Origin of the sequence: Maribacter chungangensis (assembly GCF_042676845.1) — a bacterium.
GTDB lineage: Bacteria > Bacteroidota > Bacteroidia > Flavobacteriales > Flavobacteriaceae > Maribacter > Maribacter chungangensis.
The window spans coordinates 37860-58443 of the sequence record NZ_JBHTHY010000022.1; the positions used below are offsets into that span (position 1 = coordinate 37860).

17 protein-coding genes and 1 tRNA gene are annotated in these 20584 nt (G+C 41.5%); 13 read left to right on the plus strand and 5 right to left on the minus strand.

Annotated elements, in window-relative coordinates; translation table 11 throughout:
- Positions 1–65 precede the first annotated feature (65 nt).
- From fbaA to ACFQZJ_RS17460, 13 genes are all read left to right on the plus strand, one after another.
- Entirely contained in the window at positions 66–1133 is a 1068-nt protein-coding gene (gene fbaA, locus ACFQZJ_RS17400) for a class II fructose-bisphosphate aldolase (RefSeq protein WP_379936186.1), read from the plus strand.
- A gap of 34 nt (positions 1134–1167) precedes the next feature.
- Positions 1168–2046, plus strand: coding sequence for an acetyl-CoA carboxylase, carboxyltransferase subunit beta (gene accD, locus ACFQZJ_RS17405; RefSeq protein ID WP_379936188.1), 879 nt, complete (start codon positions 1168–1170; stop codon positions 2044–2046).
- 103 nt (positions 2047–2149) lie between these two features.
- On the plus strand, positions 2150–2419 hold the full coding sequence (gene rpsO / locus ACFQZJ_RS17410) for a 30S ribosomal protein S15 (protein WP_379936189.1): 270 nt from the start codon (positions 2150–2152) through the stop codon (positions 2417–2419).
- Between the two features lie 277 nt (positions 2420–2696).
- The gene (locus ACFQZJ_RS17415) at positions 2697–4916 is read left to right on the plus strand and encodes a polyribonucleotide nucleotidyltransferase (protein WP_379936190.1); all 2220 of its coding nucleotides are present in this window, start codon (positions 2697–2699) and stop codon (positions 4914–4916) included.
- Positions 4917–5096: 180 nt separating this feature from the next.
- The gene (locus ACFQZJ_RS17420) at positions 5097–5960 is read left to right on the plus strand and encodes a sigma-70 family RNA polymerase sigma factor (protein ID WP_058106041.1); all 864 of its coding nucleotides are present in this window, start codon (positions 5097–5099) and stop codon (positions 5958–5960) included.
- 247 nt (positions 5961–6207) lie between these two features.
- Positions 6208–7299, plus strand: a complete 1092-nt coding sequence (locus ACFQZJ_RS17425) for an amidohydrolase family protein (RefSeq protein ID WP_379936192.1) — start codon at positions 6208–6210, stop codon at positions 7297–7299.
- A 19-nt stretch (positions 7300–7318) separates the two neighbouring features.
- The gene (locus tag ACFQZJ_RS17430) at positions 7319–7546 is read left to right on the plus strand and encodes a VF530 family protein (protein WP_379936193.1); all 228 of its coding nucleotides are present in this window, start codon (positions 7319–7321) and stop codon (positions 7544–7546) included.
- Positions 7546–8001, plus strand: a complete 456-nt coding sequence (locus ACFQZJ_RS17435) for a tRNA (cytidine(34)-2'-O)-methyltransferase (protein ID WP_379936194.1) — start codon at positions 7546–7548, stop codon at positions 7999–8001. The genes ACFQZJ_RS17430 and ACFQZJ_RS17435 overlap by 1 nt, the downstream gene beginning before the upstream one ends.
- A gap of 292 nt (positions 8002–8293) precedes the next feature.
- Positions 8294–10924: a hypothetical protein gene (locus tag ACFQZJ_RS17440; RefSeq protein WP_379936195.1), complete on the plus strand. Its 2631-nt coding sequence runs from the start codon at positions 8294–8296 to the stop codon at positions 10922–10924.
- Positions 10925–10951: 27 nt separating this feature from the next.
- Positions 10952–14077 (plus strand): VPS10 domain-containing protein, encoded by a 3126-nt coding sequence (locus ACFQZJ_RS17445; protein WP_379936197.1) that lies wholly within the window; start codon positions 10952–10954, stop codon positions 14075–14077.
- A gap of 10 nt (positions 14078–14087) precedes the next feature.
- The gene (locus ACFQZJ_RS17450) at positions 14088–15065 is read left to right on the plus strand and encodes a tetratricopeptide repeat protein (protein WP_379936198.1); all 978 of its coding nucleotides are present in this window, start codon (positions 14088–14090) and stop codon (positions 15063–15065) included.
- A 69-nt stretch (positions 15066–15134) separates the two neighbouring features.
- Positions 15135–15785: a ribulose-phosphate 3-epimerase gene (gene rpe, locus ACFQZJ_RS17455; RefSeq protein ID WP_379936199.1), complete on the plus strand. Its 651-nt coding sequence runs from the start codon at positions 15135–15137 to the stop codon at positions 15783–15785.
- Entirely contained in the window at positions 15785–16750 is a 966-nt protein-coding gene (locus tag ACFQZJ_RS17460) for a YpdA family putative bacillithiol disulfide reductase (RefSeq protein ID WP_379936200.1), read from the plus strand. Before rpe ends, ACFQZJ_RS17460 begins: the two co-directional genes overlap by 1 nt.
- 308 nt (positions 16751–17058) lie before the next feature.
- Here ACFQZJ_RS17460 and ACFQZJ_RS17465 read toward each other — a convergent pair whose 3' ends face one another.
- From ACFQZJ_RS17465 to ftsZ, 5 genes are all read right to left on the minus strand, one after another.
- Positions 17059–17361, minus strand: coding sequence for a type II toxin-antitoxin system RelE/ParE family toxin (locus ACFQZJ_RS17465; RefSeq protein ID WP_379936201.1), 303 nt, complete (start codon positions 17359–17361; stop codon positions 17059–17061).
- Complete coding sequence (locus ACFQZJ_RS17470; protein WP_379936203.1) at positions 17348–17599, minus strand: type II toxin-antitoxin system ParD family antitoxin; 252 nt, start codon at positions 17597–17599, stop codon at positions 17348–17350. The genes ACFQZJ_RS17465 and ACFQZJ_RS17470 overlap by 14 nt, the downstream gene beginning before the upstream one ends.
- A gap of 396 nt (positions 17600–17995) precedes the next feature.
- Positions 17996–18069: transfer RNA gene (locus tag ACFQZJ_RS17475), tRNA-Arg, on the minus strand.
- Between the two features lie 54 nt (positions 18070–18123).
- Positions 18124–18567 carry a GatB/YqeY domain-containing protein gene (locus ACFQZJ_RS17480; RefSeq protein WP_379936205.1) on the minus strand — a complete coding sequence of 148 codons (444 nt, stop codon included), beginning with the start codon at positions 18565–18567 and terminating at the stop codon, positions 18124–18126.
- Positions 18568–18656: 89 nt separating this feature from the next.
- Positions 18657–20564, minus strand: coding sequence for a cell division protein FtsZ (ftsZ, locus tag ACFQZJ_RS17485; RefSeq protein ID WP_379936206.1), 1908 nt, complete (start codon positions 20562–20564; stop codon positions 18657–18659).
- Positions 20565–20584 lie beyond the last annotated feature (20 nt).

Consider the following 20584-nt stretch of genomic DNA (forward strand, 5'->3'; position numbering starts at 1 on the left):
TAAGCCTTGTTTATTTTATTACTTTTACCCTTTCTAAATTAAAAACAACTAAACAAACATTTATAATGGCCCACAATATAAAACCAGGCGTTGCCACAGGAGATGAAGTACAAGCAATATTCAACTACGCAAAGAAAAAAGGCTTTGCACTTCCTGCGGTAAATGTAATAGGTTCTAACACCATCAACGGTGTTCTGGAAACAGCTGCTAGCCTAAACGCTCCCGTTATCGTACAATTTTCTAACGGAGGCGCACAGTTCAATGCCGGAAAAGGGTTGTCCAACGAAGGACAAAACGCTGCAATCCAAGGAGCCATTGCCGGCGCAAAGCATGTACACCAGTTAGCAGAAGCTTATGGAGCAACTGTTATTCTGCATACGGACCACTGCGCAAAAAAATTATTACCTTGGATAGATGGTTTATTGGATGCAAGCGAAAAGCATTACGCCGAAACTGGAAAATCGCTATTTAGCTCTCACATGATAGACCTCTCTGAAGAACCTTTGGAAGAAAACATAGAAATATGCAAAAGGTACTTGGAACGCATGAGCAAAATGAAAATGACACTGGAAATAGAATTGGGCATTACCGGTGGTGAGGAAGATGGTGTTGACAACTCGGATGTCGATGATTCCAAATTATACACACAGCCAGAGGAGGTAGCTTATGCCTACGAGGAACTTTCAAAAGTAAGTCCAAGGTTTACGATCGCAGCAGCCTTTGGAAACGTACACGGAGTTTATAAGCCGGGGAACGTAAAGCTTACGCCGAAAATTCTATTGAATTCCCAGGAGTACATTTCTAAAAAATACGGGGTAGAGCATAACCACATCGATTTTGTTTTTCACGGTGGTTCTGGATCAACGGTTGAAGAAATAAGGGAAGGTATTAGCTACGGAGTTATAAAAATGAATATAGACACTGATCTACAATATGCTTTTTTAGCCGGGGTAAGGGATTATATACAGGACAAAAAAGACTACCTACAAGCGCAGATCGGAAACCCGACAGGAGCGGACGAGCCCAACAAAAAATTCTACGACCCAAGGGTTTGGCTTAGGCATGGGGAAACTTCTTTTGTAGACCGATTGAAAAAGGCATTTGAAGATCTAAACAATGTAAACACCTTGTAGTTTTTTTTGAGGACTAACTCTAAATATGGAAGACATGACGGCTTGGTTTAAACGAAAAGAAAAAGGGATACAAACCTCTACCGAAGAAAAAAAAGATACGCCAAAAGGGCTTTGGTATAAATCCCCAACTGGAAAAATTGTTGAATCAGATGATCTGGCCAAAAATTTTTATGTAAGCCCAGAGGACGACTATCACGTGCGCATTGGGAGTAAAGAATATTTTGAAATCCTTTTTGACGACAACAAATTCACCGAACTGGATGCCAAACTTTCCTCCAAAGATCCACTAAAATTCGAGGACACCAAAAAGTATGGAGAACGGCTTAAGGCGGCGCAGAAAAAAACCGGGTTAAAAGATGCCGTCAGAACCGGTTTTGGAAAATCGCTTGGAAAAGACATTGTAATATGTTGCATGGACTTTAGCTTTATAGGTGGGTCTATGGGCAGTGTAGTGGGTGAAAAAATAGTGAGAGGTATAGACTACGCCATTAAAAAGAAGACCCCGTTCGTAATGATTTCAAAATCCGGTGGGGCTCGTATGATGGAGGCCGCACTTTCTTTAATGCAAATGGCAAAAACCTCTGTTAAGCTGGCACAATTGGCCGAAGCAGGCCTACCTTATATTTCACTGTGTACAGACCCAACAACGGGCGGCACCACGGCCTCCTATGCAATGCTTGGCGACATAAACATCGCAGAACCAGGGGCACTCATAGGCTTTGCCGGTCCCCGCATTGTAAAGGACACCACAGGAAAAGACTTGCCAGAAGGTTTTCAATCTTCGGAATTTTTGTTGGAACACGGGTTTCTGGACTTTATAACGCACCGTAGCGCATTAAAGAAAAAAATAAATCTGTATGTTGATTTGATACAGAATATTCCGGTTCGTAAAGAAGAAGTTCAGTCAGCTTAAAAAATAGAGAAAAATAGTTATATTATTTGCCAACAAAACAGTACTTTTGCACCCTGTTTGAAAATCAATCAGATACATAAAAATCATTAATACTAATATTAGCATGTATTTAACGAAAGAAGTAAAAGCCGAAATTTTTAAGAAATACGGCGGAAAAGCGGAGAACACTGGTTCTACCGAAGGGCAAATTGCATTGTTCACGCACCGTATCAATCATTTGACCGGTCACTTAAAAAAGAACCATAAAGACTACAATACTGAGCGTTCATTGGTAAAGCTAGTGGGTAAAAGAAGAAGTCTTTTAGATTATATGATCAAGAACGATATCGTTAAGTATCGTGAGCTTATCAAGGAATTGAACATTAGAAAATAATACATATATAAAGAGGGAAGCTTTTGCTTCCCTCTTTATTATTTGACTAAACTCCGGTTTGGACTATAGCATTTCAAAGTCCTGAAATTATATCCTGTAGATTTATCTGAAGGAAAGGCAAAATTAACACTGAACTTGTTTCAGCGTAAAAAGCTGCACACAGTTTTTCATTGGTCAAGTGCTTTAAGCACATACAACAACACAACCTTCCGGCTTCAACAACCGGATGACCATTGTTTAACAAAATCCCGACACGTATCGGGTAAAAATCAATTTTATGATTCCAAAAGTATTTAGAGAGGTCATAGACCTTGGTGACGGTAGGGAAATTTCTATCGAAACCGGAAAACTGGCAAAACAGGCACATGGATCTGTTGTTGTTCAATCTGGAAAATGTATGCTACTGTGTACGGTAGTTTCCAATTACGAGCAAAAAGATTTGGATTTTCTTCCATTAACGGTAGATTATCGCGAAAAATTCGCAGCTGCTGGTCGGTATCCTGGTGGTTTCTTCAAACGAGAAGCTAGACCAAGTGACGGCGAAGTACTCACCATGCGATTGGTAGACCGTGTTTTACGTCCACTTTTCCCAAAAGATTACCACTCCGAAACACAAGTGATGATCCAATTAATGTCCCATGACGATGATGTAATGCCAGAAGCAATGGCAGGTTTGGCTGCATCCGCAGCTATTCAATTATCGGATTTTCCTTTTGAATGCGCTATCTCCGAAGCCAGAGTGGGTCGTGTCAATGGTGAGTTCATCATTAACCCCACAAGAGCGCAATTAGCAGAATCGGATATCGACATGATGATCGGCGCATCTGCCGATTCCGTTATGATGGTGGAAGGTGAAATGGATGAAATTTCCGAAGAGGAAATGGCAGACGCTATCAAGTTTGCCCACGAGGCCATTAAGGTACAATGTGCCGCCCAATTGCGTTTAGCGGAAGCTTTCGGCAAGAAAGAAGCTCGCGAGTACCCAGAGGAGCGTTCGGATGAAGACCTTGCGAAAAAGATTCACGACATGGCTTATGACAAAGTATACGCCATAGCCAAAGCTGGCTCTGCAAAGCATGAAAGAAGTGCAGCGTTCAATGAAATCAAAGAAGAAATAAAAGCTACTTTTTCAGAAGAGGAATTAGAGGATTTTGGTGGTTTGGTATCCAAATACTACCGCCAAGCCGAAAAAGCGGCTATTCGGGACCTTACTTTAAACGAAGGTTTACGCTTGGACGGCCGTAAAACCGATGAGATCCGTCCAATCTGGTGTGAGATCGATTATTTACCGTCTACACACGGATCTGCGATCTTTACCCGCGGGGAAACTCAAGCACTGGCAACGGTTACCTTGGGTACTTCTAGAGATGCCAACAAAATAGATATGCCCTCTCACGAAGGCGAGGAAAATTTCTACCTACACTATAACTTCCCTCCTTTTTGTACCGGTGAAGCACGACCTATTCGTGGAACATCACGGAGAGAAGTAGGTCATGGAAACCTTGCACAACGTGCATTAAAAGGAATGGTTCCCGATGATTGTCCGTATACGGTCCGTATCGTTTCAGAAGTATTGGAATCTAACGGTTCTTCTTCTATGGCTACAGTTTGCGCAGGTACTATGGCAATGATGGACGCAGGCGTTCAGTTGAAAAAACCAGTTTCGGGTATCGCTATGGGATTAATTTCCGATGCAGCCTCTGGAAAATACGCCGTGTTGTCCGATATCCTTGGTGATGAAGATCACTTAGGAGATATGGACTTTAAAGTGACCGGAACCGCTGATGGTATTACCGCATGCCAAATGGACATTAAAGTAAAAGGACTGTCCTATGAAATTCTAGTGAATGCATTAAAACAGGCTAGAGCAGGTCGTTTACATATTCTAGAGAAATTAACGGATACGATCGCCACACCAGCGGCAGATGTGAAACCACATTCTCCGAAAATGGTTACGCGTACCATTCCTAATGAGTTCATTGGTGCTCTTATCGGACCAGGAGGAAAAGTGATTCAAGAACTTCAAAAAGAAACAGGAACTACCATAGTTATAAATGAAGACCCTGTTACGGAAGAAGGTCTAGTTGAGATCTTGGGTACAGATCAAAATGGTATCGATGCAGTCTTGGCTAAAATCGATTCGTTGATGTTCAAACCTAAAATGAACGAAGCTTATAAGGTCAAGGTCATAAAGATGCTGGATTTTGGCGCAGTGGTAGAGTATCTTGATGCTCCGGGCAACGAGACCTTATTACATGTATCCGAATTGGCATGGGAACGCACCGAAAATGTTACCGACGTGGTGAACATGGGCGACGAATTCGAAGTAAAGTATTTAGGTACAGATCCAAGAACACGCAAGGAGAAAGTTTCGCGTAAAGCGCTTTTACCAAAACCAGAAGGCTTTGTTGAAAGACCACCGCGCAAGAACAACGATCGTGACCGTGGCCGTGGCAGGGACGATAGAAACAGAGATCGCAAACCAAGAAGAGATTAATTTGCAACATTAGACAAAAATTAATTTTTGAATAACTAAAAAGCCCCATCCAACCTAGGATGGGGCTTTTTTTATGTCGTTCATCGTTAAAATCATCTTTTTTTTACCTATTTGTAACATTCCTAAGATTTTTACGTATAAGTATATGCAGTCTATGCAAATTGAACTTAATTTACTTTAATGAGACAGCTTAAGATTACAAAACAGGTTACCAATAGGGAAACCGCATCTTTGGACAAGTACTTACAAGAAATTGGAAAAGTGGACTTGATTACTGCAGATGAAGAAGTAGAATTGGCACAACGCATCAAGGCAGGCGACCAGATCGCTCTTGAAAAACTTACAAAAGCCAATCTCAGATTCGTAGTATCGGTTGCCAAGCAGTACCAAAACCAAGGACTTACTTTACCGGATTTGATCAACGAGGGAAACCTTGGCCTGATCAAAGCTGCACAGCGTTTTGACGAAACGCGGGGATTCAAATTTATCTCCTACGCCGTATGGTGGATCCGTCAATCTATTTTACAGGCATTGGCAGAACAATCGCGTATCGTTCGTTTGCCTTTGAACAAAATTGGTTCGATCAACAAGATCAACAAGACTTTTGCTTTTCTAGAGCAGGCCCATGAAAGAATGCCTTCTCCCGAAGAAATTGCAAAGGAGTTGGATATGACCGTTGATGATGTAAAACAATCACTTAAAAACTCCGGAAGACATGTATCCATGGACGCACCATTAATTGATGGTGAAGATTCCAACCTTTACGACGTTTTACGTAGTGGAGAATCTCCAAATCCTGATAGGGAATTATTACATGAATCCCTAAGAACGGAAATCGAGCGTGCTTTGGAAACCTTGACACCACGTGAGGCGGATGTTATCCGTTTATATTTTGGTCTTGCAGGACAGCACTCGATGACTTTAGAAGAAATAGGAGAAACTTTTGATCTTACAAGAGAACGTGTTCGCCAAATAAAGGAGAAAGCGATCCGTAGATTAAAGCATACTTCTAGAAGTAAAATACTTAAAACCTACCTTGGCTAAACCAAGGTCAAAAATTACACGTTAAACATTCCTTAAATTGGAAATTTGGCATATAAGTTGTAATTTTAACCTTAACAACAGTTATCATGACTGTTCGTTTTTTGATTGATGAATAAACTCCGGCTGATTACCGGAGTTTTTTCATTTTAAAGCTTCAAAATTTAGATACCCTAACATTAAGGATTCATTTTTTAATTTAAAATCTTATCTTTAGGTAGGTTGCATGCTTTTGATACCTAAAGTTACCATGAAAACTAAGCTAATTTTTTTATTTGTACTTGCTTTTGTTTCTTGTAAACAAAACTCCAAAGGCCCTAACGCAAAGGTTAAAGCAATAGCTAAAAACAACGTTGATAAGATAGATAAAATAGATATACATTCCCATTTTAGATATGATACCGACTATCTAAAATCGTTTATGGATAACAACAATATGAAGGCCGTGCTAGTGGATGTCGCGCAACATAACACGGACGATAGCACAAAAGTGAACAGAAGCTGGGACAACTACCTTGCACTTTCAAAACAATATCCCGATATCTTTCTATTATGCTCCTCTTTGATCGGTATTGGGATAGACGACCCAAAGTATACAGAAAAAGAAATTTCTCGTCTAAAGAAAGAAATAAGGCAAGGCGCCAAAATGGTAAAAGTTTGGAAGAATTTTGGAATGATTACCAAAGATGCCTCTGGGAAATTTATACAAATAGACGACGTTCGGCTACAACCAATATGGGACTTCCTATCCAGTGAAAACATTCCCGTAATGGCGCACATAGGGGAACCGCTACAAGCTTGGACACCTTTAGACCCAAAAAATCCGCACTTTAGTTACTATAAGAATAACCCACAATACCATGCCTATACATCTCCAGAAGTTCCAAGTTATGAAACTATAATAGCCGCAAGAGATAAATGGGCACAAAATAATTCAAATCTTAAAATCTTAGGCGCACATAATGGAAGCATGTCCCACGATGTAGACATGATTGCGGAAAGACTTGATAAATTTCCAAATTTTAATATAGAATTAGCAGCTAGGTTTGGTGATTTAGTACGTCAAGATTCCGATAAGGTGAAAGCTTTTTTTGAGCAATATCAAAACCGTATCCATTTTGGTACCGACTTCGGAAACTATGACCCACCTACTGGCATGAGTCCGGAAGAACGGAAAAAAGAAGAACAAGACCTAAAGACCGGTTATGACCAACTTCACTTATATCTTAGTAGCACAGATACCGTTGAAATCCGTGGACAAGTAAACAAAGGCTTGGGGCTTTCTACTGAAGTATTGCATAAAATTTATGTAACCAATACTATAAATTTCTTAGAACTTTAACTAAACATAAGCAACTATATTGAAAGAGGACAATAGTCAACCCAACAATCCCTTACATGGTGTAAAACTGATAGATATCCTAGAGTATCTAACCCGTAAATACTCTTGGGAAGATCTGGCCGGCCAAGTAAACATCAATTGTTTTAAGAGCAATCCCTCCATTAAGTCCAGTTTAAAATTTTTACGACGGACACCTTGGGCAAGAGAACAGGTTGAACATTTGTATCTACAATCCATACGTTCATAGTGGCTTTAAATATCGTACTCATAGAACCGGAAATTCCTACCAATACAGGAAATATAGGCAGACTTGCCCTAGCGACAGGTGCTAACCTTCACCTTGTTAAACCCTTTGGATTTGAAATATCGGACAAACGGTTAAAACGTGCCGGACTTGACTATTGGCAGCATATATCATTATTCACTTATGAAAGCCAAGAGGAGTTCTTTGCATCGCACAAAGCGAAAAAAATGATTTTCTTTTCATCCCATGGGGAAAAAACACACTGGAGCGTCGATTATTCAGACGAAATGTTTTTAGTTTTTGGTAAAGAATCAGTTGGTCTTCCAAGATCGATCATAGAAAATCAAAATTACGAGATTGCTAAAATTCCACTCTACAGCACAGAAATCAGAAGTCTAAATCTAGCCAATGCAGTAGCTATAACGGTTTATGAGGGACTACGGCAATTGAAAATATAAATGCAACGTAATTACATAGTAAGCAAAGCTACGCTTGCATCAACAATAAATCTTACGAACACCACTTACCAACATTCAAAATCCGTGGTAACGTAGATCCCGAACCATGGTAATCTATTTCAATGCGTTAAATTAACACAAACACTATCCATAACACCAATGGTACTTGCAACAATTATCGTATATGTTAGTAATACTGCACTAGTGTGCTACATTTTCAACCATTTACCAATATAGCGACATACTACCTTAGTTTTTATTATTTTTATAGGAACCACTATTTTTCAAAACTATGCGATACACTACTCTGCTACTGTTCTTCCTTGGCTGTATATTTCTGTCCTGCAAAAACGATAGCACTGTCAGTGCTGCTTTTGAAGACGCAACTAAAATAGAATTCAATATTCCGGAAGGTTTTGTTTTGGAAGAACTCTATCAACCCAGCAAAAACGACCAAGGATCCTGGGTAGCCATGGCTCAGGGTGGTGACAACACCATTTTTGCCTGTGATCAATATGGTAAAATCTATAGTTTTAAAGCACCGGACATTGGACAAACACTAGTACCGGATGACGTACACCCCTTGGAATTAGAAATAGGTGAAGCTCACGGACTGCTTTGGGCCCATAATAGCCTATACGTAGCCGTGAACAAGCATTGGCGCGAAGGAGTTAAAAACGGAAGCGGAATTTACAGAATTACGGATACCGATACCGATGGAACCTTGGATACGGTAACCATGTTGCTCAGACTTGAAGGAGGCGGTGAGCATGGGCCACATAGTTTCGTGCCTTCCCCGGACGGCAAAGAAATCTATTTTATTGCAGGCAACCATACCTTGGTTCCCGACCAACTTAAAGAAAATAGTAGAATCCCCACCAACTGGGGAGAGGACAACCTTTTTAAACCCTATTTGGATGCCCGGGGACATGCCAATGATATAACAGCACCTGGCGGATGGATCTGTAAATTCAACCCAGATGGTACAGAATGGGAATTAATTTCCGCAGGCTACCGTAATCCCTTTGATATGGCTTTTAATGCCGATGGCGAATTATTCACCTATGATGCCGATATGGAATGGGACATAGGCATGCCTTGGTATAGACCTACGAGAATATGTCACGTGACCAGTGGAAGTGAGTATGGCTGGAGAACCGGATCTGGAAAATGGCCGGAATATTATCCTGATGCGTTGCCAGCGGTACACAATTTAGAGCAGGGCTCGCCCACAGCGGTACTTTCAGGACAAACACTCAATTTCCCTAATGAATATTCGAACGGCCTTTTTGTAATGGACTGGAGCTTTGGTACTATTTACTTTGCGGACTTAAAAGCCAAAGGAAGTAGCTATACCGCGGTGCGCAAAGAATTCCTCTCTGGCACTCCGCTCCCCTTAACGGATATGATCGCCGGTAATGATGGCCATCTCTACTTTGCAACGGGTGGTCGTAGGATAGATTCACATGTATTTCGATTAAGATATACAGGAGCTGCAAAGAGCGAGTTCAAAATTGAGGAGGAAAATGATGAACAGCAACTCAGGGAATTACGGCACCGTCTTGAAAAGTACCATTCGGCAAAAGATCCAGAAGCCGTTGCGCTAGCATGGAATCATTTAGATCATGAAGACCGTTTTATACGATATGCCGCACGCGTTGCTTTGGAGCACCAACCTACGGACCAATGGGAAACTAAATTTTTATCCGAAAATAATAGTGTAAAAATCATCGAAGCCAGTATTGCTTTGGCGCACCAGGGCGATGCTGCCTTACAATCCAAAATACTAAAGAAACTAAATAGCGTGGCCTTAAAAGACCAGACGGCCGAGCAGCAGTTAAATCTTCTTCGCGCCTACCAGTTGCTTTTTATCCGTATGGGCGAACCAAAGGCTTCGGATAAAAAATTAGTGGCAAACCAATTGAAATCCAATTTTCCGAACACCAGTGACAAAATTAACCGGGAGCTGGGTCAGTTAATGTTGTATTTAGACCCCGAAAACAGCACGCAACAACTTGTGGCATTATTGCAACGCCACACCCAAGAAGGCACTGCAGGCCAAACAGCGTTCCTCTCATCTGAAGTTACGGAACGCAGTGAGCAATATGGACCACTAATCAGGGAAATCATAGCTAAAATGCCACCAACAGAAGCTATTTATTATGGGGTATTACTGAGCCATGCCGATAAAGGATGGACCAAAGAAAGCAGATCATCCTACTTTCAATGGTTTTATGATGTGCTGAACGCGAAAGGTGGCCTTAGCTTTAAACCAGGGATGGAAAATATCCGTTTGACAGCTATGCAACATGTTCCCGATAATGAAAAGAACTATTTCCAGGAATTGTCCGGTGTCTATTCCCCCGAAACGGCCATTGCAGAATTACCTGCACCTATTGGGCCAGGGCAACAATACGGTGCAAATGAAATAGGCAGTGTAGTTTGGGGAGCGGAATTGGCCGATTACAAAGTAGATTTTGAAAAAGGAAAACGTGCCTTTGAAGCAGGTATGTGTATTCTATGCCATAGAATGCGGGGAGAAGGAGCTGCGGTAGGACCGGATTTGACCCAGGCCCATACCAAATTTGGCAACTACGAGATGCTGTTTGCCACCTACAGCCCTAATGATGAAATATCAGATCAATATGCCAACACCTTGTTCCATTTAAAAGACGGCAAAAAACTATCGGGCCGGATTAAATCGGAAACCGATGCCACCGTTGTTTTGATGCCCAACCCATTTAACGACACCTATACGATCGATATCCAAAAAGATAACATCGTCAAAAAAGAATTATCGCCACTATCCCCTATGCCTTCTGGATTATTAAACCGACTGAATCCAAAAGAAATCAAAGATCTTTTTGCGTATTTGCAGGCAGGGGGAGACCGTAGTCATAAAATTTATTCGGCAGAAAAATAAATTTCATCCTATCACAACCATTAAAAAATGAAAACTTTATCACGTTTACTTACCTTAATCGCATGTATCATGGGTGCCGTTCTAAACGGTCAAACCAACAACGATTCGCAAATTAGTGTTTCAAATGAAGTTATTCCCGCTTCTTTTTATGAAGGTCTGGAATGGCGAAACATCGGGCCACTTAGAGGAGGACGATCACTGGGATGCGCAGGAAGCCCATCCCGACCCAATGAATACTACTTTGGCGCCACCGGTGGCGGACTTTGGAAAACAGTAGATGGCGGCAACGAATGGAAACCGGTTACGGACGGACAACTTACCAGTTCTTCCGTTGGAGCCGTGGCCGTATCGGAATCGGACCCCGATATCGTTTATATAGGCATGGGCGAAGTGCAATTACGTGGCAGCATTACCCAAGGAGACGGCGTCTACAAAAGTAGCGATGCCGGTGAGAACTGGGAGCATGTAGGCCTAAAGGAAACTCAGGCTGTCGCAAGGATTCGAATACACCCTACGGATGCAAATATCGTATATGTGGCAGCATTAGGACATCCTTATGGCGACAATGAAGAACGAGGGGTTTTTAAAACGATCGATGGTGGCAAAACCTGGAAAAAAGTATTGTATGTGAGCGATAAGGCCGGTGCCGTAGACCTAATAATTGACCAAAACGACCCACAAGTGATCTATGCGTCAACCTGGCAAGTACAACGCAAAGCCTGGAAAATGTGGGGCGGCGGTGGCGACAGCAAACTATGGAAATCAACGGACGGTGGCGAAAATTGGACGGATCTCACAAGTAACAGCGGAATGCCCGCTCCTCCCATAGGAAAAATTGGGGTAACCGTTTCACCCGTAGATTCCAATAGGGTCTGGGCCATAGTGGAAGCGAACGAAGGTGGTGTTTTTCGTTCCGATGATGCCGGTAAAACTTGGACACGCACCAATGATGAACGTAAATTACGCCAAAGAGCCTTTTATTATTCCAGAATTTATGCGGACCCAAAAGACAAAGAAACGGTCTATTGTTTAAATACCGGTTTCTACAAATCTACGGATGGTGGTAAAACTTTTGACATTACCATTAAGGTTCCCCATGGTGACAATCATGATCTATGGATAGACCCAAACAATCCTGATCGTATGATAAATTCCAACGATGGAGGGGGAAACGTCAGTATCAATGGCGGTAAAAGTTGGACGGAGCAGGATTATAGTACCACACAACTATACCACGTAATGGCTACCAGCGATGTTCCTTACCATGTAGCAGGGGCACAACAGGACAATAGTACCGTGGCGGTACCCAGCGAGGGCTGGGAACATAAGCAAGCCAGAGGCCCCAACCACGGTTGGTACTATGCCGTTGGCGGCGGCGAAAGCGGTTGGATTACCCAACATCCGGAGAACAAGGATGTTTTTTACGCTGGCAGCCAAGGCGCATTATTAACGCGATACGACAGAAGTAACGGACAGATCAGGGACATACAGGTCTATCCTAGATTCTTCTCCGGAGAACCTGCTAGTGCCTTACCGGAAAGATGGCAATGGACCTTTCCTATCATGTTTGCCCCACAGGATTCCAAGGTCATGTACACCTGCTCTCAACATGTATGGAAAACAACGGATGATGGTCAGTCTTGGACCAAAATAAGTCCGGACCTTACTTATGCAGACCCAAGTACCCTAGGAAAAACCGGCGGTGTGATCACCATGGATATGAACGGACCGGAAATATATGCCACTGTCTTTGCCCTAGCACCATCTTTTCATGACATCAATACGATATGGGCTGGATCAGATGATGGTAAAATCCATATTACCAGGGATGGTGGCAGCAACTGGCAGGACATCACCCCGGCGGAACTTCCCAAATTTTCTCGTGTAAGTATCATAGAAGAATCCGTGCATAGCCCGGGAACCTTATATGTAGCTGCTAACCGTTATCAAGTGGATGATCGCCAACCCTACGTCTTCAAAACACATGATTACGGAAAAACATGGAGCAAAATTATTACCGGTATTGCCGATGGGCATTTCGCAAGAGCCGTACGGGAGGACCCAGTACGAAAAGGACTTCTATTTCTAGGCACGGAGCATGGGGTTTATTTTTCCGCAAATGATGGTGATTCGTGGCAATCACTTCAATTAAAACTTCCGGATACCCCCATACGGGATTTGGTAATCAAGGACAATGATGTGGTCTTGGGAACACACGGAAGGGGTTTTTGGATCTTGGACGACATCCATCCCTTACGACAATATCAGGAAGAAATGAAAAACCAATCCGCGGTACTGTTCCGACCATCGAATGCCATAAGAGGTATTTCGGACGCAAAAATCCAATATTATCTGCAACAGGAATTAGACACCATTACTTTTGAAATATTGGATGCACAGGGTGCACTGATAGATACCTTTACCGGTAGCAAGGCGAAATATGAAGAAGACCCGGACCTTCCTTGGTGGCAAAAAGGCGGGTCTTCCAAACCGACCACGGCTAAAGGGCTGAACACCTTTACGTGGGACCTACGTTATCCGGGTGCTATCGATTTTGAAGGAATGATTATTTGGAGCGCTAGACCTACAAGAGGACCTAAAGCTCCATTGGGAGATTATAAGATTCGTATGAAAACTCCGAATCAAGAAAAAACCTATGATTTTGCTATTGAAATAGATCCTAACCTAAAAGGGATAACAAAAGACCATCTGGACGAGCAATTTGAATTGTCCAAGAACATTATGGAAAAAACGGACAAGGCCAACCGCACCGTTATCAAAATCAGGGAAATTAAAAACCAGTTAGAACCTGCCAAAAAGAAGATTGCGAGTAGGGACTGGAAAAAGACTGTTGACCCATTTATTGTAGCAATTTCAGAAATTGAGGAAGATTTGTATCAAGTAAAAAATCAATCCAATCAAGATCCATTGAATTTCCCTATAAAACTGAACAATAGACTGGCCTCATTAAGAAGAAGCGTGGAAACCGGTGATGCAAGACCTACGGATGGTGCGTACAAGGTATTCAAAGAGCTTTCCGCAGCGTTAGATCAACACTTGGACAAACTAAACACCGTGATGCAGAAGCATCTACCAAAGGTAAATACCACGCTGAAGAATACGGGGTTTGATGAAATTGAAATCTCTGAATAAATAAATGATAATGATGAAAATTGTCGCAGGTAAAGCATTAATACTCTTTTTACCGGTCATCGCCAGCTTGCTATTTATAAATTGTAAGGACACCAAAAAAAACAATCAAGAGCGTAAAAAGGTGGTGGCGGAAAAACCGGTTATCTTCACAACACCTTTAAACAAAACAATAGTCATTGCCGAACCCTCGGAAAAACTTATGGGACAATATAAAGAAGCAAAAGAAAAATACGATTCCAATGCTGCCAACGTAGAGTCCCTAATTTGGTACGGTAGAAGAACGGCTTATCTAGGTCGTTATAACGAGGCAATTGCCATTTATAGCGAAGGGATAAAAAAACACCCACAGGAACCTAGATTGTATAGGCATCGAGGTCATAGGTATATCTCCATCCGCAAGTTCAAAGAAGCGATATCAGATTTGGAGAAAGCAGGCCAGTTAATACAAGGTACGGATAATGAAATAGAACCCGACGGTATGCCAAATGCCCAAAATATTCCCGTAAGCACATTGCATGGAAACATTTGGTATCATTTAGGATTGGCGTATTACCTTGAACACAATTATCAAAAAGCTTTTGATGCTTTTGTAAAATGTAGGGAATCGAGCGATCTTCCAGATAATATTGTTTCAAGCACACATTGGCTCTATATGATTCAACGCAGGCTTGGAAATGAAACAATGGCCCAAGAAATATTGAAACCGATTACGGCCAAAATGAAGGTAATAGAAAATCAAAGCTACCACGAACTTTGTAAATTGTACAAAGCGTTGATTCCCGTTGATTCCCTTTTACGAACCGAAACCGGTAATCCGTCTAATGATGCCGTGGCCTATGGACTTTCTAATTGGTATTTCTACCATAATGATAAGGAAACAGCCAAAAACCTAATGACCAATTTGGTGGAAAGCCCATCATGGAGTTCTTTCGGATATATAGCAGCAGAAAGCGACCTTATACAGTACTTTGGCAAAGGGCATCCGTAAATGGCAACACAAGTGCCTATGGAAAAACGCAATTCACTATTTTTGCACTGAATATATAGCAGTCATAAAATGCAAAAGACAAAAATAGCGCCCTCTCTGCTCGCCGCGGACTTTGGCAACCTGCAACGCGATGTTGAATTAGTGAACAACAGTGATGCCGATTGGCACCATATCGATGTAATGGACGGCGTTTTTGTACCTAATATTTCATACGGAATGCCGGTAGTAAAAGCCATTCAAAAACATGCCACAAAACCTTTGGACGTACATTTAATGATCGTGGACCCGGACAGGTATATAAAAGAGTTTGCCAACTTGGGAGCAACCTACCTTACCGTGCATTACGAAGCCTGTACACATTTACACAGAACCTTACAGGCCATAAAAGTGGCCGGCATGAAAGCTGGGGTGGCCTTAAATCCACATACACCGGTACAGCTTTTGGAAAATATAATCCAAGATATCGATTTGGTCTGTGTAATGAGTGTAAACCCAGGATTTGGAGGACAATCCTTTATTGCCAATACCTTTGATAAAGTAAGAGCCTTAAAAGCACTGATCACCGCAAGGGGAAGTAAGGCTTTAATTGAAATCGATGGTGGTGTTTCTACTGCAAATGCAAAAGAATTGGTCGCAGCAGGTGCAGACGTCTTGGTAGCCGGAAGCTTTGTATTTAAGAGCACTGACCCCATTGCAACCATAAAAAGCCTAAAGGCATAATGGAACACTTGGATGTTATTATTGTTGGAGGAGGCCCCATCGGAATCGCATGCGGACTCGAAGCAAAAAAAAATGGACTCAGCTATCTAATTTTAGAAAAAGGTCCTATAGTAAACTCGCTCTTCAACTATCCGGCCAACATGCAGTTTTTTTCATCCTCCGAAAAATTGGAAATCGACGAGATACCTTTTATAAGCAAGGAGGCCAAACCAAAACGCGACGAGGCCTTGGAGTACTACAGAAGAATCGTTACTTCCAATAAGCTCAACATCAATTTATTCGAGAAAGTTGATAAGCTTGTGAATACAGGTCATCAGTTTAACGTACAAACGGTAAAGAGCACTTACTCGGCTTCCAATGTAATTATTGCCACTGGGTTTTACGATATACCCAATACATTAAATGTACCCGGAGAATCCTTAGAAAAAGTGTCCCATTATTACAAGGACCCCCATTATTATGCGGGGCAAAAACTTGCCGTTATCGGTGCTAGCAATTCCGCCGTGGATGCTGCGTTGGAATGTTACCGAAAGGGAGCCGAAGTAAGCCTGATTATTAGAGGGCCGGAAGTAGGGCAACGTGTAAAATACTGGGTGCGCCCGGATATTATCAATAGGATCGAAGAAGGCAGCATTATCGCCTACTACAATAGCACCGTTACAGCCATAACCCCAAAAGAAATCCGATTAGATACACCTGAGGGTGGTAAGACGCTCAAAAACGATTTTGTTCTTGCCCTTACCGGCTATAAACCTAATTTTACTTTTCTAAAATCACTTGGAATCAATTTAAGTGATGACGAAAAAAAACTACCGGAATACAACTCGGAAACCATGGAAAGCAACGTAAAGGGTCTTTACCTCGCCGGGGTTATATGTGGCGGCATGGAAACCCATAAATGGTTTATAGAAAATTCCAGAGTTCATGCGAAGATGATTATTTGGGATATCACCAACAAATTATAAGGCTATAATTCATCAATAAAGCATTTACTAAAAGATGGTTTGTTCTGTTAGTAACCCAAAACGAACAGAGTTCAAACTTCTTGAAGGAAGATGTCCATTTAATTATTTCAAAATCCCACCAGTTGAACTTTTCAAACATGAACAATTAAAATAGGCCGACCGTCTGTTTTGCCTACCTTACAAGTGAAATACTTTGTAACAAACTTTTACTGTTTTTGTTACAAGTATTTTGAATGGAGTAATATGTATTTCTGAAAATATAAAAGAACATACCGACAGTACGTTTAAAGGAATCGTTTTATTGAACTTTACTTAAGGTGTTTTGAAAAGTCTATCATGCCACCGAGGACTCGGACTATGAATATTCCTTTCTGATTCATATAGTAGAAAATTACATGTGACTTATATCGATACCGCAGTAGCATTTTATTTTTGACTGCAACGTATCTTTTACCCAATTCTGGGTTATTGGCCAATTCTTCCAAAACCTTCTTTAGGCCTTTGGCATATTTTAGAGATTGTCGTTCCCCGAATTCTTTAATCGTGTATTTGGCGATCGACTTGATATCCCTCTTCGCCTTGACACTTATTATATAGCTATTCTTCGGCATTTTGCTCATTTATGGCTTCTTTCCAAATGCTATCTAAAGTCGCATCGGACGGTCCACTTTCAATGCCATCGATAAGTGCCTCATTCAAATCAACAATACGCTTTCTTCGCTCTTGGTCCTTCCGGATGATATCTCTGACATATTCACTGTCATTCGTATAAAAACCCTGTTCGATCAGGCTTTTTACAAAAGCCTCCTGTTGCTCCGTAAATGTGATAGATTTTCTGATTACTGCCATTTTGAACCAAAATTAATATTATTGATGCAAATTAATACTAATGTGGAAATTATGCAACTAATATTGAACTATGGATTGTTTAAATAAAAGGGAAGCTTACATTATGGCTTAGGGGCTATCCCCCTAGTTTTCTATTGTCTCCAAAACTTTGAGGCCAATGCCTCAGTTTTTTCAAAAAACACAAAACCACGTCAAAAGTGACGTGGTTTTCTGCTTTTAGTGACCGCGGAGGGATTGCATATCCCTAATACGCTCAATGTTGCAAATAAGAAACCACGCACCGCGGAAAAAGCGGTGCTAGTTTTGTATTTTCTGGTCGCTTACACAAAGCCGCGCTTTGTGATACTCCCAAAAAACACAAAACCATGCTCTCCTAAGCATGGTTCTTGAGTGTCGTGACCGCGGAGGGATTCAAACCCCCAACCCTCAGAGCCGAAATCTGATGCGCTATTCAGTTGCGCCACGCGGCCATTGATTCTACTTCAAGGTTCAAAAATAGAATTTCTTATTGCTATTTCAATACTTTAACCCAACTTATTTTTAACAATGGCGGAAATAGTTTTACCATCTGCTCTACCGGCTAATTCCTTTGAAACCATTCCCATGACCTTCCCCATATCCTTCATTCCTGATGCCCCTGTTGCCGCGATAGTTTGTACTACCACTTTCTCAATTTCCTCATCGGCTAATTGCTCCGGCAAAAACTGCTCCAAAACCGCAATTTGAGCCAATTCCGGATCAGCTAAGTCCTGTCTACCTTGTTCGCTAAATATGGCTGCGCTATCCTTTCGTTGCTTTACTAATTTTTGCACCAACTTTACTTCATCCTCTTCCGTAAGCGCTCCCTCCCCACTGGTCTGCGCCAATAGTAGAGCGGACTTAATAGCACGTAGTGATTCTAATGCAACCGAATCCTTAGCTTTCATCGCTGTTTTCATTTGATCCATTACCAATTGTTGCAGTCCCATATTCATAAGTTTTTAGTGCAGCGAAGATAAAAAATAAACCCGAAAACAAGACTTGTTTACGGGTTTAAAACTACTACTGAAATACCTTATTAATCTACATTATCATGTAAAAATGAGTTATTGGAACGCAACTGAATATCATTGTTGCTGTCATCACTTAAACTTGTCCTAGAAATTTTTTGTTCTCTCCTATTCTCATTTAAATCAACACCCTGCCTTTTGTATGCAGGTTGCTTTTCAAACTCGTCTATGTTATTTACACTGTTTTTAAACTTATAGTTGAAATCCTTCAATTTACGTCGTCGCTCATCGGCTCTTTCCTTAAGTAATTCCTCAATAGGAGTTTCCATAGGATCTAATTGTTCCTCTGGCTGATTAACCGGAGCTCTTGGAGCAACAGTTTTTCTTTCAAAAACGAGCTCGTCCTCAACTATTTTAGGCTCAAATTCCTCAGCTTTTGACTTTGCTCCGGTAAGCTTGTTCTCCAGTTGCATATAATCGTCAAGGCTATATCTGGTTTCGCCCTTGTTATTATATTCCAATACCGGGATAATTTCAACGCTATCCTTTACATCCATATCCTTGACCTCATCATTAAGGTCGAACATAATCACATTTTCCTTCTCCTCTTCATCCGTTACCAAGGGCAGATCAAAACCTATTGTAAATTGGTCTTCTTGATTCTGCCTAGTCACTTCTTGTGGGTCAACTACCTCTATTCCCCTTAAATTATCAGAAGATTCGATGATTACGAAATCATCCTCGGAGACATCCTTTGCCACAACCTCTTCGTAAAAAACATTGAAGTTTTTAATATAATTTGTGGTAGGAATCAAATCAAAATCGCCCTGATTTAGTAATTCGTACCTAGCCTGAGGTTTTTCTTCTGGCTTATCCTCCTCTAGCACGTGAACAGTTTTAGTAGAGGACATAAGACTCATTTCTGCTTTCTGGCCCTCTTCAAGGTTATGAATTATTTTCTTTGATTCCGTATTTACGATGTCGTCCTGTTGTTCTATATTAAATCCCGTGGCAATAACCGTTACGGCAATAGCTTCTCCCAAACTTTCGTCCTCACCTACACCCATTATTATATTTGCACCGTGGCCTGCTTCTATTTGAATATGATCATTGATTTCCCCTATTTCATCGATCGTAATTTCTTGGGCTCCGGAAACGATAAGCAACAATACGTTTTTAGCACCGTGAATTTTATTATCATTTAACAACGGAGAATCCAAGGCTTTCATAATGGCCTCGTTCGCCCTTGCGGAACCAGAAGAAATTGCGGATCCCATAATGGCCGTACCACTATTGGAAAGTACGGTTTTAGCATCCCGTAAATCTATGTTCTGGGTATAATGATGTGTAATCACCTCTGCTATTCCCCTTGCAGCTGTAGCCAGCACTTCATCCGCTTTTGAGAAACCGGCCTTAAAACCAAGGTTACCGTACACCTCCCGTAGTTTGTTGTTGTTGATGACAATTAAGGAATCTACGTTATTCCTAAGTTTTTCTATCCCTTTCTGAGCCTGATCGCAGCGCATTTTCCCTTCAAAATTAAACGGCATGGTTACGATACCTACGGTTAGGACATCCATCTCTTTAGCAAATTTGGCGATTACGGGAGCAGCACCAGTTCCTGTTCCCCCACCCATTCCTGCGGTAATGAATATCATCTTTGTGGTATTGTCCAACATACGTTTTATGTCTTCCATACTTTCCATAGCGGCTTGCTCCCCGACTTCCGGGTTGGCACCAGCGCCCAATCCTTCTGTCAATGAAACCCCCAGTTGGATTTTATTCGGTACCGGACTATTGTCCAAAGCTTGGGAATCTGTATTACAGATTACGAAGTCCACTCCGTTTATTCCTGCTTGGAACATGTGGTTAATGGCATTACTACCACCGCCACCTACTCCGATAACTTTGATTACATTGCTTTGATTCTTTGGAAGATCAAAAGAGATATTGTCAAATTCGCTGCTGTTGCTCATATTGTTATTATTACTGGTTA